The sequence below is a fragment of the Vibrio aquimaris genome, from assembly GCF_009363415.1.
Taxonomy (GTDB): domain Bacteria; phylum Pseudomonadota; class Gammaproteobacteria; order Enterobacterales; family Vibrionaceae; genus Vibrio; species Vibrio aquimaris.
The window spans coordinates 170,425-186,517 of the sequence record NZ_CP045350.1 but is presented as its reverse complement, the minus strand read 5'-3'; the positions used below and the strand labels follow the sequence as shown (position 1 = coordinate 186,517).

The window sequence follows — 16,093 nt, the reverse complement described above, 5'->3', positions numbered from 1 at the left end:
ATCTGGGTTGAATAACTACAATCTCTTAACCCAAGCCTGCGCGGCTTGATCAATAAGCTGATACGCATAGTCAAATGCTTCTTTACTCTGCCTATAGGGATCAGGAATATCTTTCTGATCAGTCCAGTGTCCAAATAACATTGTTTTTCCGCGAACTTCCGGCGCAATCGCGGTTATCGCTTCAATATGACCTTTTTCCATCACCAATATCAGGTCAAACTCTGCACATAATGCTGAACTGACTTGTTGTGAGCGATGATTTGATAAATCAATGCCATGCTCATTTGCAACAAAAATGGCTTTGTCATCTGCTGGCTTACCCACTAAACGACTTTTCTCTGCCGCCAGCCCTGCCGATGCAATTTTCTTATGGGGCAATAGATTCTGTAGCATTGCCTCACCCAATGGTGAGCGACATATATTACCTACACACACAACAAGAATGTTAGTAAACATAACCAGATCTCATCTAAGCTTTAAGAGGCTATTATTAGCCTCTTAAACATTACCAATAAAATTTATGGCCAATTGCGGATACGCAGTACACCTTCGGTTAACTCATTAAAGCCACTGATGGTCGGCAAGAATTGTCTTAGAACACGGTTCCAACGATTCACTGGTGCAGCAGTCACATACACAATATCGTAAGGGTTAAGGTCAAACTCAGTACCAACGACTAATGCAGACGCATCTTTCACATTAAGTTGATATACATCAGCCATCCTCTCTGATTTATTGTCAGATGCTCTAATAACAAAAACGCCTGTTGCATCCGCAGACAACTCATTGATACCACCAGCACTACTTAAAGCTTCCGTGAGCGTCATACCGGCACGGTCTATCTTAAGAAGCTTTGGCTCATTGACTTCTCCCATAACAAAAACCTTTTGGCCATCATTACGGGGAACATGAATAATATCACCAGCTTGTAGCAACTTGTTTTGTGTCAGGTCCCCTCTTTGCATGAGTCCATAAAGAGAAACATGCTCTTCAACACCATTTCTAGTTAAGGTTACGTTTCGCCAATCGGCATTCTCAGCAAGACCGCCAGAGCGGTTAATGGCATCAAGTAAAGTCAGTGGGATATTAGTAATAGCTTGCTGGCCAGGTTTTGAAACCTCGCCCGTTACGTAAGTTTTCTTCGAGCGAAATGCAGCGACATTGACATCAACCTGTGGGCTCTCAATATATTTCGCCAAACGCTTCGCCACATCTAAACGTATCTCGCCAACCGTTTTACCGGCCACTTCAACAACACCTATATATGGATAGAAAATCGTCCCATCAGCATGAACCCAATTCCCTGCTTCAGAAGCACTGCGATAAGAGCCTGCCGGTATAGTTAGCTCCGGGTGATCCCAAATAGTAATGTTTAATATGTCCCCAATCCCCACTTTGTACTGATATTTGGCGATTTCTATATCAAGCTTTGGGTTAGACTGAGGAGCCAAACGCTCTTTTGCCTGATAGCGGGACACAGATTGCGCTGTGAGCGGATATAGGTTTACAACATCAGAAAGATTGTCTATTTCACTATCGGCAGTGTGAGAAACTAAATTTTTGTCGCTGGTCGACAAATGAGAGCCAGGTACAGCACAGCCACCCAGAACTACTGGCAGCAAAGCAATTAAACAACGGTTTATCTCAATCTTCATTGTAAGCCAAATCGTATAAGCAAATATTAAATCTTATTGGGTATAGGGGCAAAGCCACATACACCACGCAAAACTTCATTAACAAAAAAACACAAACCAAGGAAAATGAGATCAGTTACATTCATATGAATAGCGAAACACTATTGACCTTAGTGTAATTTTCAGCCGCGAATAATATCCTTGTTTTGCTTAAATCTCAAATGATATATCTATGTATATTAGAATATGTTTATTTATCGAGAATACCCTGATAAAGCAAGATTTTGACATTTATATTGTATATAAATGTCAACAAAAAAATTTAAAATCAAATGAGTTTCTCAAAAAAAAGAAAATAAATAGATAGCATAGGCTAGCGATTGTCTATATCTGGCATCATTGATAACAATAACCACTTGAAACTAATGAATTTAATCGAAATTGAGCTCTGTTAGGTGAAAAATTACGAACAGCTCTACGACAAAATAAGAGTGAAAAAAACAAGCAAACTTTAGCGTGTTTTGTTAGGTCTTCATTTAGCGAAATGATTATATGTCTTTACATCTCGCCCAGGGTAAAAATTAAAAATAAGGTTTGACAATTTATCCGTTTCAGAATAATTATTAGTGATCTTTATTTAAGAATAGTTTTTTATAAGCGTAATTCTTTTTACATCTTTGTAAATATCTCATAGGATTATATCGAGCGTGTTTCTTTATACGCTCCACAAGCGCTTTTATATTTACTTTTGGAGGAGATTCACAATGAGAAATGCCGCTCTTGCAATTCTTTGTGCTCTTGGTATGTCTGCAAACGCTCTAGCCGCAGGAGAAGAAACCACTCCAGCTGCTACATCAGGTGGTGCAGCTGGTGCTTCAACAGCCACAACCGCTGCAACTGGCACTGTCACCGCAACTGCTGTAACTGTAAGTGCCGTTGCTATCACAGCAGTAGCTATTGCCGCAGCTAGCGACAATGATGGTACAAGCGGAACAAGTGCTACAGACGGAACCTCAAGATAGTTTTGCAACCTTACACCCTGAAGAAACCTTTCAGGGTGTTTTCATATCCTCGCTAAAACTCCTCGGAACACCCGAATAAAATAAATGTATTTACCATGAATCATTTCCGAATTCTGATCATTCTGCTTTTTGCTGCCACAGCAGGCTGTAGTCAGTATATAAAAGATACTGGCGAAACCATTAAAGAAGCATATTCAGGCTTACCCGATACTCATATGACTAAAGATGAAGTGGAAGCTCTACCTTATGCCAGTATTTATGCACGAGTAAACGATGGGCCGCGAGTTTTCATGGTCTTAGCGTTTGCTGAAACTAATACAGACACTGGTAACACAAGATTAAAATGGCTCTCATCTGATGGCGCGATGATAGTCACAGAAAATGGTCGTGTAGTAAAAACGCTCCATTTACCCAATTATAACCTGCTCAATGTCACCACTTCAGAGTCTTATTATCAACCCAAAACAGAGTCGGACTCTTGGAAAATCTCTTACGACTGGCAACCAGGGTATCACTTACAGCAAGAAGCAAGTGTTCAATCGTCTGTGGTAGGTAAAGAGCTCCTCACTTCCCTCATCTGGCAAAAAAATACTAACAAAGTTGTCGAAATTATAACTCCAGATAAAAGCAGCCAGAGTTATCAAAGTACATTCTGGTTAGATGAACAAGGCCAAGTTGTAAAGAGCATTCAGTGGCCCATCCCTGAACATCTCATGATTGAACTCGAAATTCTAAAACCCTACATAGGCTAAAATTTTATGCTCTCACGTATCCTAGCCTTGCTAGCTTTATTCCTATCTATCAATGTTTTCGCAAACAAGCTGATAGTTCAAGTTCCACAGCAGAGTGTGCTGTTTGAATACAAGAATCCTGCACGGCTCAGCCAAGTTATTCAAGATATCAAAGAGAATACCAATAGCTACAGTGATGCCTACTTCATCGCCAACCAACTCTTTGATAAAGCTCAATTAAACAAAGCTATTGGGTTAAAAGAAAGTGTCCTAAAACGGCTTAGCCAGTTAGAGGGCGAAAATGCTGTGCTCGCGAGTACTTTAATCAAACAGATTGAAAGCTGGCAAGTTGGCTATCGATTATTCATTCCCTTGGATTACGATGAAATCCGAATAAAAAATAATTTAGACCCGAAATTATCAGGAGAGTATGAGTTAGCCTTTCCAAAGCGCAATCATTTCTCTTATATAGTGGGCTTGGTTGAGAAACCTTCAGAGATCGATATTTCTAACTCTCCTTCACTTTCTGATGCAATCAGTATTGCTCAGCCATTAGCTGGCGCAGACAAGAGCTTTGTATGGCTAATCTATCCTGACGGGCACACGACAAAAAGTGGTTATGCCTATTGGAATAATAGTCAGACGCATTTACCACCAAGCACAGTTATCTTTGTCGGTTTTGACTCTGGGTCTCAATTCATCCGTTCCCTTGAAAAAGACATTATCAAACTCATAAGCATGAGAAAAAGTATCTAATGAACACACGTAGTACTCTGAGTTTTGTTACCCCACTATGCCTATTGTTATCAGGAGCGGCATGGTCTGACACCTCTGCAGATTGGAAAGTCTCCCAATCCGATTTTGGTGGTACAGGCCTGATGCAAACGCCGACAGGGCGAATGACAAAAGAAGGGGAATTTAATGTCGGCCTCACCATGAGTAATGATTACCAACACTATATGGTTTCTCTACAACTGATGGAATGGTTAGAAACCACGCTTCACTATACCCGTGTGCCAGACGTTCCTTTCAGTAGCGACGCTAGCTATAGTGGTGATAACCTTTACACAGACAGAGGGGTTGATTTTAAAATTAGGCTGTTAGAAGAAGGCTATTATCTCCCTGAAACCTCTATTGGTGTGAGAGATTTTTCAGGTACCGGATTGTTTGATGGTGAATATATCGCTGCAACCAAGCGCTTTGGCAGCCTAGATTTCACGCTGGGTTTTGGTTGGGGGTATCTAGGACAAAGTGGAAGCGCCTCCAATCCAGCCTGTAAACTGAGCGATAGCTATTGCACAAGGCCTAGCGATTATAACGGCAGTGGTGGTGAGTTCGATGCTCAGCGTTGGTTTAAAGGCCCATCGGCACTGTTCGGTGGCATTGAATATCAAACACCTTATGAACCACTACGTCTTAAAGTTGAATACGAAGGTAACGACTACTCTGAAGATTTTCCCAACACACGAAATGCGTCTAAACCCATGGTGCAAAGCACGCCGTGGAACTTTGGCGTGAACTATCGACTTGGAGATTGGGGAGATGCCAAGCTAAGCTATCAGCGCGGAAACACGGTTGTCTTTGGTTTTAATTTATACACTAACTTCAATGAGATTAAGCCAAACTGGCGAGATGAAGACAAGCTCTACTCTCAAGGCCAATTGCGACCAACAGTAAACGACACAGATTGGCAGCAAGTCGCTGAGCAAATCGAGAAAAATGCTGGCTATAGCAACAACTCCATTTCCGTAGATAAAGACGTGGTGACACTGAAAGGTGAGCAGGTCAAATACAGAGATAGAGAGCAAGCGGTTGATAGAGCAGCCACAATACTGACTCACCATGCTAATGAATCAATTCAAGTCATTCAAATTGTTGAGCAAAAGAACGGTATGGATCTAACTCAAACAAGTGTTGATAGGAAAGCCTTTGTTGATGCATCCGACTATCAATCACCAGATGCCAAGATAGCCGACAGCCTGTCATATTCAGAGCCTGAGCAATCTTCAAAAGTAAGAGTTGCCACCAGTAAAAACAATTGGGATTACGGTATCGATCCGGTATTGCAGCAAAGCATTGGTGGACCTGAATCGTTTTATCTATACAGTATCGGCTTAAGCGCTAAGTCCAACTACTGGCTAACTGACAACTTGGAATTAGGCGGCTCCTTATATTTCAATCTTGTCGATAACTACGATAAGTTTAACTACGTCGAAAACTCTCCTCACGTTAGAAATTACTCGACACCTAGGGTTAGAACTATGTTCCGTGCCTATGTCGATGATAATCCAGTAAGACTACAAAACCTCCAGCTAACTTGGTTTGAACAGCCAATGGAAGAAGTCTACACCCAAATGTATGGCGGCTATCTAGAAATGATGTTTGCTGGTGTGGGTAGTGAAGTTCTCTACCGCCCACTGAACACTAACTGGGCGCTTGGAGTGGACTTTAATGTCGTTAGTCAAAGAGATCCTGATTCTTGGTTCGGAGTATATCAAGATGACTATTTCTTTTATGATGAGGCAAAGTGTGACGCTCGAATTCCTTCTTGCCAAGCTTATGTCTTGAGCCGTGGCACCACAGGGCACGTGACTGGCTACTATATGCCAAGCTGGTCATTCCTTGATAGCACTTTGATTAAAGTCAGCGCAGGTAAATTCTTGGGAGGTGACGTAGGTGCGAGAGTTGATGTGTCTAAGCAATTCGATACTGGGATCATAGTTGGTGTTTATGCAACAAAAACAGATCTAACCGCCGAAGAGTATGGTGAAGGTAGTTATAATAAAGGTTTCTATATCTCTATCCCATTCGACATACTCACGGTTAAGCCAAGTACCAATCGCGCGGTAATAAGCTGGGAGCCTTTAACTAGGGACGGTGGTCAGATGCTACGCAAGAAGCATAGCCTATTTGACGAAACAGACGCCCGCTCACCTTGGTTCCAAAGGCCAAGTTCAATTAACTAGGAAATGCATATAATGCGGCTGATGTTCACACATCAGCCGTATTTCATTGCAACTAGTGATTTTTTCTGACTGTAGCGCTCAAACAGTCCCTTGAGCGTATTTGGCAAGGAATCGGAACCAAGAGTGACAAACCCATGCTGCTGATAAAAGCTTTCCAGCTCTGAATAGGCGAAACAAAAGTCCCCACTTTGAAGCACATACTGCTCACAATATGACATCAATCGATGAGCTAGGCCTTGGCTCCTAAACTCAGGCACAACAAGCATGCCGGTCAATAATCGATTCTCTTCAACACTTTTAAAACGCACCACGGCGATCATCTGTTTGTCTACGCTTCCCGCAATCGTCAATTCGTCTTTTTTTGCTTTACCTGAACGGTAATAGGATTTATATAAGCGAGCTACGAGTGGGAGTTTTACAGGATCTAACACTTCTATCTGGATAGGACTCATTATCACCAAACTGCAAATTGGGGTAGAATGAAGCCAGTTTAGATTACTCGATAAATCCAATGCAAATTTTAGCCAATGCAGACCTTAGTCGCTTTCACACATTCTCGATAGAACAAAGCTGCCAATATCTAGTAGAAGTGAAGACCGTTGACCATATTAAAGACGTCTACCAGAATCCGAAATGGTCAAGCTTACCCAAATTAATGCTTGGCAAAGGTAGCAATGTGCTTTTTACTCAGCCATATCAAGGCGTTGTACTACTCAACCAATTACTTGGGAAAACGGTGACTGAAACTGCTGACTCGTGGCATTTACACATAGCAGGTGGCGAAAACTGGCCAGACTTGGTCAAATGGAGTATCGAACAAGGCTACTTGGGATTAGAAAATCTTGCGCTCATTCCTGGCTGTGCTGGTACCGCGCCCATTCAAAACATCGGCGCTTATGGGGTTGAATTTAAAGATTTATGTGAATACGTTGATGTTTTGTGCTTGAAAAATTTCGAGGTTAAAAGGCTTAGTGCGGAGCAATGCGAGTTTGGTTATAGAGATTCAGTGTTTAAACATGATCTCCACCAGCAAGTTGTAATAGTTGCGATAGGCATTAAGCTTGCTAAAAATTGGCAGCCCAATACTGGATACGGTCCTCTTCAAACCCTAGATAATAATGGACTCACCGCAAAACAAGTCTTTGAGCGAGTATGCCAAGTGCGCATTGAAAAACTTCCCGACCCAGCCAAACTTGGCAATGCGGGCAGTTTTTTCAAAAACCCCATCATTTCTCACCAGCACTTTCTAAAGCTTCAACAAACATACCCGAATATGGTCGCCTACTCTACTCCACAAGGGGTAAAAGTTGCAGCTGGCTGGTTAATAGATCAATGCCAACTCAAGGGTGCTGCTGTTGGAGGGGCTGAAGTCCACCAAAATCAGGCGCTTGTTCTGGTGAATAAAGGCAAAGCTAGCAGTGATGATGTGGTAAAACTTGCCGCTAAAGTTTATTGCGAAGTGTTCAAAAAATTCCAAATTCAACTTGAGCATGAAGTGCGCTTTATTGGCTCTCACACAGAAACAAACTTAGCTAACTTGATAGAGACATTATAATGAAAGAGCATTCTATTAAACTTTCGATATTAAAGTCATTATCTCAAGGAGGATTTCATTCCGGTGAAGACCTTGGCGAGAAGTTTGGCATATCAAGAGCCGCTATCAGCAAGCATATCAAGGGCATACAAGCATGGGGGGTCGATGTTTTTCGAGTCCAAGGTAAAGGCTATCAATTAGCAAATCCCATGCAACTGCTTAACCAAGATATCATACAAGCCCAAACAAACAATCATGTAGAGCTTATACCCATTATTGACTCTACCAACCAGTACTTACTTGATAATATCAATAGATTGAACTCAGGTTCTGTGTGTTTGTCTGAGTATCAACTAAAAGGCCGCGGCCGAAGAGGCAGGGAATGGATTTCTCCCTTTGGGACGAACTTATATCTGTCTATGTACTGGCGACTCGATGCCGGTATGGCGGCGGCAATGGGATTAAGCTTGGTTGTTGGCGTTGCGATAGTTGAAGCTTTAGAGCAGCTTAATCTCAAAGAGGTAAAGCTAAAGTGGCCAAACGATCTTTATTACCAAGATCGCAAATTGGCAGGCATTTTGGTCGAGATGTCTGGGCAAGCAGGAGGCGCTGCTAACCTTGTTATAGGTATGGGCCTTAATCTTATGATGACAGAGCAAACGGAAGGAATCACCCAACCCTGGGCAAGTTTATGTGAGGTCGCAGGTCATCAGGATATTGACCGCAATCAGCTTGCAATCACTATGATTAAAACGTTAAATCGAGCGTTATTAGACTACGAGCAACAAGGCATGCAAGGCTTCGTTGATAGATGGAATCGCTTAGACAACTTTATTCATCGACCAGTAAAACTCATCATGGGGCAAAGGGAAATCATTGGTGTATCACGCGGTATAAATGAACAGGGCGCAGTACTACTTGAAACCGAATGCGGGATTGAAACCTTCATTGGTGGTGAAATTAGCTTACGTCCTCACCGGTAGAACAAGTTTTACAATTGTGCAGCGAGAACTAAGAGCTAACCGCTAGGAACCACTAACACATTTTGCTACTATCCTTGTCCATTTTCAGTAAAGGCATTTAGTCCAACATGATGACTCGCAGGAACTTATTCGACCAACTTCCTACTTTGGCTCAAGACCCAACACAGTTAGAAACACTGTTTACAGCCAAAGACTTTCGAATTCGCTTAATTGAAGCGATTCGTCAGGCAAGTAAAAGAATATACCTTGTCGCTCTTTACCTAGAAGATGATGAAGCAGGAAGAGAGATCTTAACCGAGCTTTACCAAGCGAAACAAAACAACCCGGGGCTCGACATCAAGGTGTGTGTCGACTGGCACAGAGCGCAAAGAGGCTTGATTGGCGCAGAGCCCGGTGAAACCAATGCTGCTATGTATAAGAATTTCGCCACTCAAAACACTCATCAAATCCCCGTCTTTGGCGTTCCAGTCAGAGGTCGAGAAGTCTTTGGTGTATTGCATCTAAAAGGCTTTGTTATTGACGATCAAGTGATCTACAGCGGCGCAAGCCTAAATAACATCTACCTTAATTATAATGAACGCTATCGTTTTGACCGCTATCAGGTACTGAATAATAAATCTCTTGCCGATAGCATGGTCCGCTTTATTGAAGCGGAAATGATCGAACATCCAGCGGTTCATGACCTTTCTTCTCCAAATCAACCTAACACCAAGCAAATCAGAACTCAGATCCGGCAGTTAAGAGCTTCACTAGCAAAAGCCAGTTATCAATACGAGCCACAAACTATTTCTCAAGAGCAAGTTGCACTCACACCTCTTGTTGGCGTGGGTAAAAAGCGCAACAAACTTAACCAAACGGTTAATCAACTACTCGCGCAAGCAAAAGAAGAGATCTTCATCTGCACTCCCTATTTTAATTTTCCTCGCAGCGTTGCCAGAGAAGTAAAAAAAGCGATTAGACGCGGTGTAAACGTAACCATAGTGGTGGGTGATAAGACAGCGAATGACTTTTATATCTCCCCCGAAGAAGAATTCAAAACAATTGGCGGACTACCTTACCTGTATGAACGAAATTTGCGCCTATTTGCCAAAGCTAATGAAGCGCACATTGCCAGTCGTAAACTCTCTATCCATTTATGGAAGCACGATAATAACAGCTTTCACCTCAAAGGAATTTGGGTTGATAAGCGCTATATGCTGATCACGGGCAGTAACTTAAACCCAAGAGCTTGGAGTTTAGATCTAGAAAATGCCATTCTTATTCAAGATAAACACCAGCATTTAAAAACACAATTTGAAAAAGAAGCGGAAAACATTCTTCAACACACTCAGCTTATCTGCACCTACAGGCAATTAGAGAAAGCCGAGGATTACCCAGAAGCCGCTCAAAAGCTGATCCGCCAAATCACTCGTGTTAAGGCGGATAGAATATTGAAGCAGATTTTATGACTAAAAAATACAACCTAATTTGAGGCTATGTGTTAGTGGATAACAGCATCATCAGCTTCATCTTTAAGGGCATGTAACTTTCGCCAAACCAGATCACCAATACCATCTGTAGGGCTAAAGTCCGTAGGCGCTTCAACTAACAGTTTTCTAATCTTTTCATGTTCAAAGTTGTGGCAAGCACTGTCAAGTAAGTTGAGTAATTCACCATATTCGTCGATCGGCAGAAACCTTTCGTTGGCGGCCATAATTCTTGGATGTTCTGTTAGAGACACATTATCCTCAATCAAAAGCTCTTCAAAAAGTTTCTCTCCTGGACGAAGGCCTGAAAACTTAATCTCAATATCTCCATAGGGGTTAGATTCATCTTTAAGCTCTAAACCCGACAGTTGAATTAAGTTCACCGCTAAATCCGCTATTTTAACCGGTTCTCCCATATCGAGTACAAAGACATCTCCACCTTTGCCCATTGCGCCCGCTTGAATAACTAACTGAGCAGCTTCAGGAATGGTCATAAAGTAACGAATGATATCAGGATGAGTAACTGTCACAGGGCCACCACATACAATTTGCTTTTTAAACAAAGGGATCACTGAGCCAGAAGAGCCTAAAACATTACCAAAACGAACCATGCAAAACCGAGTGCCATTTTCTTTATTCCCTTCCTGCTCCGCTAAAGCTTGCAAACCAAGCTCAGCCATTCGCTTAGTTGTTCCCATAATATTTGTCGGCCTGACCGCCTTATCCGTTGATATTAATACAAATGATTCAACGCTAGCTTCAATCGCCGCCTTAGCTGCGTAATATGTACCAAATACATTATTTCGTACTCCTTCAACAACATTATACTCAACCAAAGGAACATGTTTGTATGCAGCAGCATGGTACACTGTATTAACGCCAAAACTTTTCATCACAGTAGCGAGACGATTCACTGCTTGAACAGAGCCAAGTAGAGGAATTACTTCTACAGCTATTTGTTCATTCTCTAATAAACCTGATAGCTCCCTATCTATTTGGTAAAGCGCGAACTCGGATAGCTCATATAAGACAAGAGCTTTTGGCTTCTGACGGATGATTTGCCGGCAAAGCTCAGAACCAATCGAACCACCAGCACCAGTAACCATTACCACCTTGCCTTTGATATTTGCTTCCATTAAAGGTGGTTTAGGTGCGACTGAGTCTCGCCCAAGTAAATCTTCAATAGCAACATCTTTCAGCTCATCAATCTTAGCCTTACCCTCGACTATATCTTGCATGTCAGGGACTGTAAGTACCTCAGCAGAAAGGTGAACTAACGAATCAAGAATTTCCCTGCGTCTTGCACGTGATGCACTGGGCACTGCAAGTAATATTTGGCTCACAGAGTACTTAGAGATAAGCGATTGCGCATGACTGATTCCTTTGACCTTCAGCCCCATAATAATGGTGTTATAAAGAGTTTTATCTTCATCAATGAAACCAATAACCTTATGTGTTTCAGAAGAACGCAATGCTAACGCCAATTGCCTACCCGCAGAGCCAGCACCATAAATGAGAACACTCTTCTTGCCTTTATCTGTCGCTTGCGCAACAAGAACCCTGACCATTAATCGAGAGCCGCCGCACAATAAACATAAAAATGCTCCATAAATAATTGGAACCGACCTTGGTACCCATGCACCAAAATAAAATGCTAAAACTGCAATAGAGACAGAGGAAACAATACTACCAACACATACTATTGCTAAGGCATGAAACGTAAGATACCTGAGGACAGCCCGATAAAGACCAAGCTTCATAAACGCAAAAACTGTAACCAATAAAGTGCCAACAACAACATACCAAATTAAGTAGCTTTCAAAGATCTTAACATGGCCAATGCGGCTCCAATACGCCGCATAAAAAGAAACAACCACAAACAAAATATCAACAACCATGCTGACTAAACGTTTGTAAGTCCTAGATAAATTCCAGATACTATTTAGATTAACCATAGGAAACTCATTAAAGCTATTCACTATATAAAAGAAATGAATGATCTCATTAGGCAGCTATTTAACCGCATCTCCACGACCACTGCCTGTGGCTGTCGTAACAAGGTACCTAAAGTAATCTTTTACATTCATAGTATCGATCATCTCTTTATCAAGTTTAGCTAATAACTCTGGTGTTGACATATCAATGTTATGAACTTGAGCCAAACCAGTAATTCCAGGTAATGCATCATATATACCCAATGCATCACGCTCTTTAATTAGCTCTGTTTGGTTAAATAAGTTAGGTCTCGGCCCCACTAGGCTCATGTCACCCTTAATAACATTAATCAACTGCGGCAGCTCATCTATCTTAGTTTTACGCAGAAATCCTCCGAGCTTTGTAATTGATGTACTATTGGCTAAGTGACTAGCGACGGATTCCGTTTCTACCGACATAGTACGAAACTTTATAAGCTTGAAAGGCTTCTTATACCGACCTATACGCTCCTGAATAAAAATAGGTGAACCCGTATCAAAAAAACCCATTAGCATTACCACTAGCAGTAGAGGCCAGAGGAACAATAAGGAAACGAAGGAAAATATGAAATCTAGTAGGCGTATCATTTTTAATTCTTCAAACAGGCAAGGTAATGCTCAACCGTTAAACGCAGTAATTTAGAGTGTATTAGCACGGGCTCTCCAGCTCGAAGCCTACCTTATAAAAATAGATATGGGAAGATCTCCTGCCTGAAAAAGAGATACTACGGCATACCCACTATTCATTCTATTCAAGTTCTAATCGAAGTTAATGAACACTTCAAACCGGAAAATGATATGACTACAAATGCAAATATTGCTGTGGTAGATACTGCAATGTACTTCTCTCAACATTGTGTTGACAGAACAGATGATAACGTGTTTTTGGTATTCAACCCTTCCTCAACATAGTTTTCATGTAACAAGTGCAACAGCGATGATGGCTGGTCAATAGCAGCATGTTCTCTAGTAATCAACACTTTAATAATTTTATGAACAAGCAGTAAGGCTGCGCAGCATTGGTTAAATATCCGAAAGAATGAGTTACCCTATTTTGGGGATAAGATGCCTAATAACAAAAAAAAATATAAATTACCTTCATGAAGCATTCGTTGTGTATGGGCTTGTGGAATAAAAGTTGTATGACGGTAACCACTGTAAGTCAGATGAATATGGATAGCTTTATAAGGCTTTATTGAAATTCATTTTTGATGAGAAAGCATACTAATTCCTTCGTGAAGAGACTAATACAGGACGCAATAAGCTTAGAGCTCGTGCTATGGGTCACGCTTTATATGTCGCATCTACGTAGAACAATTGATTCCAACAAAAGACTTAACGACTACCCTCTCAGATGTCATCTTTCATGAACTACAAGAATTCTGCATAGATGATAATACGTTAAGATAAGGTTTTGATGATAAAAACCTTAAAAAGGGCAGGTTGATATTGGTAGAGACACAGCCCGCAAGAGATTTTACTCTCTCGCAGGGTAAGTGTGGCCTGAAGAACAACTTTCACCGTCAAAACAACCTTTTCGACAAGGCCCCCGTATATCTAGAAAGTAGATTGAAAGACAGGTTACAAACAAAGAAGCATAGTGATAGAATCAAAGTCATACACTAGATGCACGACAGAGGTCCCTATGATAATCGTAACTGGTGGTGCTGGCATGATTGGCAGCAACATCATCAAAGCACTTAACAGTAAAGGTATTAACGATATTCTGGTCGTGGATAACCTGAAGAATGGTAAAAAATTTCAAAACATAGTCGATCTTGATATTGCTGATTATATGGATCGTGATGATTTTCTGACTCAAATCATGGCAGGTGATGATTTTGGCCCTGTCGACGCCATTTTCCACCAAGGTGCATGTTCAGCGACTACTGAATGGGACGGTAAGTACATGATGCTCAACAACTATGAGTATTCAAAAGAGCTTCTTCACTACTGCCTTGAACGAGAGATCCCATTCCTATACGCATCCTCTGCTGCGACTTATGGTGAAACTGACAAATTTATTGAAGAAAAAGAGTATGAAGGCGCTCTTAACGTCTATGGATACTCTAAACAACAATTTGACAACTATGTTCGCCGTATTTGGCAAGATGCGGAAAAACATGGAGAGAAACTATCTCAAGTTACAGGCTTTCGCTACTTCAACGTTTATGGTCCTCGCGAACAACATAAAGGCTCGATGGCTTCAGTAGCCTTCCACTTAAATAATCAAATGAACGCTGGCGAAAATCCAAAATTGTTTGCAGGGAGCGAAGCCTTCAAACGAGATTTCGTCTATGTAGGTGATGTTGCGGCAGTTAATCTTTGGTTCATGAAAAGTGGTGTTTCAGGCATTTTTAATCTGGGTACTGGTAATGCAGAGTCATTCGAAGACGTTGCCAAAGCAGTAATCAATTTCCACGGGAAAGGCGCTGTCGAAACTATCCCGTTCCCTGAGCACTTAAAAGGTGCTTATCAAGAATATACTCAAGCCGACCTCACTAAACTGCGGGCAGCTGGCTGCAAACATAAGTTTAAAACTGTTGCGGAAGGTGTGGCGGAGTATATGAAATTGATAAATAAATAGCTTCAAGTTTCCTGGCATTTTGCATCAAACAGGTATTTAACTACTCCTAATTTTTAAATCTATTTCCAATTGAAGGTATAACTTTGACAAAGCCAGTAATTCTTCATATCTGCCTTTCTAAAGGCTGGGGTGGGCTAGAAATGTACCCCATAAGAACAGGCAAAGAATTTATCAAGCGTGGCTATCAGGTATATGGGCTTTGTACATCCGAAACTCAAGTTGCTAAAGGTATGCGTAATGCGGGAATTGAAACGTTTGAAATAGAGAGTAAAAGTCAACTCTTTTCACCTCAACTACTAAAATTGAACCGGTGGCTGAATAAGAGAAATATCGATGTTATACATTGCCACAAATCTGGTGACATCCTAGTGTCCGCACTGCTAAGTCTTGTCACGAAAAGAAAGGCCTTTTTTACTGAACATATGGGGGTCACACGCCCTAAAAAAGATTTATATCATAGATGGACATACTCACACTTAGAAAAAGTCTTTTCAATCAGCGATGAAACTTATCGAAGGAATATCAATTCACTCCCAGTCCCAAAACATAAGATAGATCGGCTATGGCTGGGTACTGATATACCACCAACACCAATTGAAGATGGAGAGACGATTCGCTTAATTAAACAGGAGCTGAGCATTGATAGTAATTCGATTATTGTAGGGAATGTAGGGAGGATTTGTTCGGGCAAAGGGCAAATGGAGCTGCTAGAGGCCTTTGCTTTAATCCACCAAAAACACCCTAGCCTTCAATTATTATTTGTTGGGGGCTTGGATGTGTCTGATGGATCAGATAATGCCTTTGTGCGCAAACTCAAAGAACGAATCGCAGAACTGTCGATCGAAAATCGTGTGCATTTAGTCGGATTCAGAGAAGACACAGAGCGTATGCTAGCAATAATGGATATAGTTTGCTTACCTAATCATAATGAAGCATTTGGGTTAACTGCTATTGAAGCTATGGCAGCGAAAAAAGCCATTGTTGGGGCAAATGCAGGAGCTCTTCCAGAAATATTACAACCAGTCGCACTTCTCGCCAACCCTCACAAGCCTATCGAAATAGCGGACAGTATAGAAATTTATCTCAATGACTCATCTCTTAGAGATAATAACGCTAATGCCGCCTATGAAAGAGCAAAGACAGAATTTTCAATGGAGAATCATCTTAAAAAACTACTAAGCTATTATCAGAATCAAG

General features: G+C 41.4%; 13 protein-coding genes and 1 pseudogene. 9 read left to right on the top strand and 5 right to left on the bottom strand.

All coding sequences use genetic code 11. From position 1 onward, the window contains the following. Positions 1-15: 15 nt before the first annotated feature. Positions 16-456, bottom strand: a complete 441-nt coding sequence (locus FIV01_RS00865) for a low molecular weight protein-tyrosine-phosphatase (protein WP_152429326.1) — start codon at positions 454-456, stop codon at positions 16-18. Positions 457-518: 62 nt separating this feature from the next. Further along, the gene (locus tag FIV01_RS00860) at positions 519-1,655 is read right to left on the bottom strand and encodes a polysaccharide export protein (RefSeq protein WP_152429325.1); all 1,137 of its coding nucleotides are present in this window, start codon (positions 1,653-1,655) and stop codon (positions 519-521) included. A gap of 743 nt (positions 1,656-2,398) precedes the next feature. Between FIV01_RS00860 and FIV01_RS00855 the strand changes: the two genes are divergently transcribed. The 4 genes from FIV01_RS00855 to FIV01_RS00840 all read left to right on the top strand — a co-directional run bounded on the left by FIV01_RS00855 (position 2,399) and on the right by FIV01_RS00840 (position 6,353). Beyond that, positions 2,399-2,656, top strand: a complete 258-nt coding sequence (locus tag FIV01_RS00855) for a hypothetical protein (protein ID WP_152429324.1) — start codon at positions 2,399-2,401, stop codon at positions 2,654-2,656. A gap of 95 nt (positions 2,657-2,751) precedes the next feature. After that, positions 2,752-3,408 carry a YjbF family lipoprotein gene (locus FIV01_RS00850; protein ID WP_152429323.1) on the top strand — a complete coding sequence of 219 codons (657 nt, stop codon included), beginning with the start codon at positions 2,752-2,754 and terminating at the stop codon, positions 3,406-3,408. A 6-nt stretch (positions 3,409-3,414) separates the two neighbouring features. After that, a complete protein-coding gene (locus FIV01_RS00845; protein ID WP_152429322.1) occupies positions 3,415-4,143 on the top strand; it encodes a capsule biosynthesis GfcC D2 domain-containing protein in 729 nt (242 codons plus the stop codon). Beyond that, the gene (locus FIV01_RS00840; RefSeq protein WP_152429321.1) at positions 4,143-6,353 is read left to right on the top strand and encodes a YjbH domain-containing protein; all 2,211 of its coding nucleotides are present in this window, start codon (positions 4,143-4,145) and stop codon (positions 6,351-6,353) included. The genes FIV01_RS00845 and FIV01_RS00840 overlap by 1 nt, the downstream gene beginning before the upstream one ends. A 32-nt stretch (positions 6,354-6,385) precedes the next feature. Here the strand turns inward: FIV01_RS00840 and FIV01_RS00835 are convergent, their stop codons facing one another. Then, on the bottom strand, positions 6,386-6,805 hold the full coding sequence (locus tag FIV01_RS00835) for a GNAT family N-acetyltransferase (protein WP_172971799.1): 420 nt from the start codon (positions 6,803-6,805) through the stop codon (positions 6,386-6,388). A 59-nt stretch (positions 6,806-6,864) separates the two neighbouring features. Here FIV01_RS00835 and murB point away from each other — a divergent pair, with 59 nt between their 5' ends. The 3 genes from murB to pssA all read left to right on the top strand — a co-directional run bounded on the left by murB (position 6,865) and on the right by pssA (position 10,318). Then, positions 6,865-7,908 carry a UDP-N-acetylmuramate dehydrogenase gene (murB, locus tag FIV01_RS00830; RefSeq protein WP_152429320.1) on the top strand — a complete coding sequence of 348 codons (1,044 nt, stop codon included), beginning with the start codon at positions 6,865-6,867 and terminating at the stop codon, positions 7,906-7,908. Further along, complete coding sequence (gene birA, locus FIV01_RS00825) at positions 7,908-8,870, top strand: bifunctional biotin--[acetyl-CoA-carboxylase] ligase/biotin operon repressor BirA (RefSeq protein ID WP_152429319.1); 963 nt, start codon at positions 7,908-7,910, stop codon at positions 8,868-8,870. Before murB ends, birA begins: the two co-directional genes overlap by 1 nt. Positions 8,871-8,977: 107 nt before the next feature. Continuing rightward, on the top strand, positions 8,978-10,318 hold the full coding sequence (pssA, locus tag FIV01_RS00820; protein WP_152429318.1) for a CDP-diacylglycerol--serine O-phosphatidyltransferase: 1,341 nt from the start codon (positions 8,978-8,980) through the stop codon (positions 10,316-10,318). Positions 10,319-10,350: 32 nt separating this feature from the next. On the opposite strand, the gene FIV01_RS00815 is transcribed toward pssA, so the two are convergent. After that, the gene (locus FIV01_RS00815; protein ID WP_152429317.1) at positions 10,351-12,291 is read right to left on the bottom strand and encodes a polysaccharide biosynthesis protein; all 1,941 of its coding nucleotides are present in this window, start codon (positions 12,289-12,291) and stop codon (positions 10,351-10,353) included. Between the two features lie 57 nt (positions 12,292-12,348). Continuing rightward, positions 12,349-12,897, bottom strand: a complete 549-nt coding sequence (locus FIV01_RS00810; protein ID WP_152429316.1) for a sugar transferase — start codon at positions 12,895-12,897, stop codon at positions 12,349-12,351. 1,057 nt (positions 12,898-13,954) lie between these two features. On the opposite strand from FIV01_RS00810, the gene rfaD reads away from it, so the two are divergent. Then, on the top strand, positions 13,955-14,896 hold the full coding sequence (gene rfaD / locus FIV01_RS00805) for an ADP-glyceromanno-heptose 6-epimerase (protein ID WP_152429315.1): 942 nt from the start codon (positions 13,955-13,957) through the stop codon (positions 14,894-14,896). 83 nt (positions 14,897-14,979) lie between these two features. Next, positions 14,980-16,017: pseudogene (locus FIV01_RS00800) on the top strand (glycosyltransferase family 4 protein); the annotation flags it as partial. Positions 16,018-16,093: the final 76 nt, after the last annotated feature.

Coding starts and splice junctions, on each gene's coding strand:
- murB (WP_152429320.1), top strand. CDS start 6,865: ATGCAAATTTTAGCCAATGCAGACCTTAGTCGCTTTCACACATTCTCG.
- FIV01_RS00860 (WP_152429325.1), bottom strand. CDS start 1,655: ATGAAGATTGAGATAAACCGTTGTTTAATTGCTTTGCTGCCAGTAGTT.
- FIV01_RS00840 (WP_152429321.1), top strand. CDS start 4,143: ATGAACACACGTAGTACTCTGAGTTTTGTTACCCCACTATGCCTATTG.
- FIV01_RS00855 (WP_152429324.1), top strand. CDS start 2,399: ATGAGAAATGCCGCTCTTGCAATTCTTTGTGCTCTTGGTATGTCTGCA.
- FIV01_RS00835 (WP_172971799.1), bottom strand. CDS start 6,805: ATGAGTCCTATCCAGATAGAAGTGTTAGATCCTGTAAAACTCCCACTC.
- FIV01_RS00815 (WP_152429317.1), bottom strand. CDS start 12,291: ATGGTTAATCTAAATAGTATCTGGAATTTATCTAGGACTTACAAACGT.
- birA (WP_152429319.1), top strand. CDS start 7,908: ATGAAAGAGCATTCTATTAAACTTTCGATATTAAAGTCATTATCTCAA.
- rfaD (WP_152429315.1), top strand. CDS start 13,955: ATGATAATCGTAACTGGTGGTGCTGGCATGATTGGCAGCAACATCATC.
- pssA (WP_152429318.1), top strand. CDS start 8,978: ATGATGACTCGCAGGAACTTATTCGACCAACTTCCTACTTTGGCTCAA.
- FIV01_RS00865 (WP_152429326.1), bottom strand. CDS start 456: ATGTTTACTAACATTCTTGTTGTGTGTGTAGGTAATATATGTCGCTCA.
- FIV01_RS00845 (WP_152429322.1), top strand. CDS start 3,415: ATGCTCTCACGTATCCTAGCCTTGCTAGCTTTATTCCTATCTATCAAT.
- FIV01_RS00850 (WP_152429323.1), top strand. CDS start 2,752: ATGAATCATTTCCGAATTCTGATCATTCTGCTTTTTGCTGCCACAGCA.
- FIV01_RS00810 (WP_152429316.1), bottom strand. CDS start 12,897: ATGATACGCCTACTAGATTTCATATTTTCCTTCGTTTCCTTATTGTTC.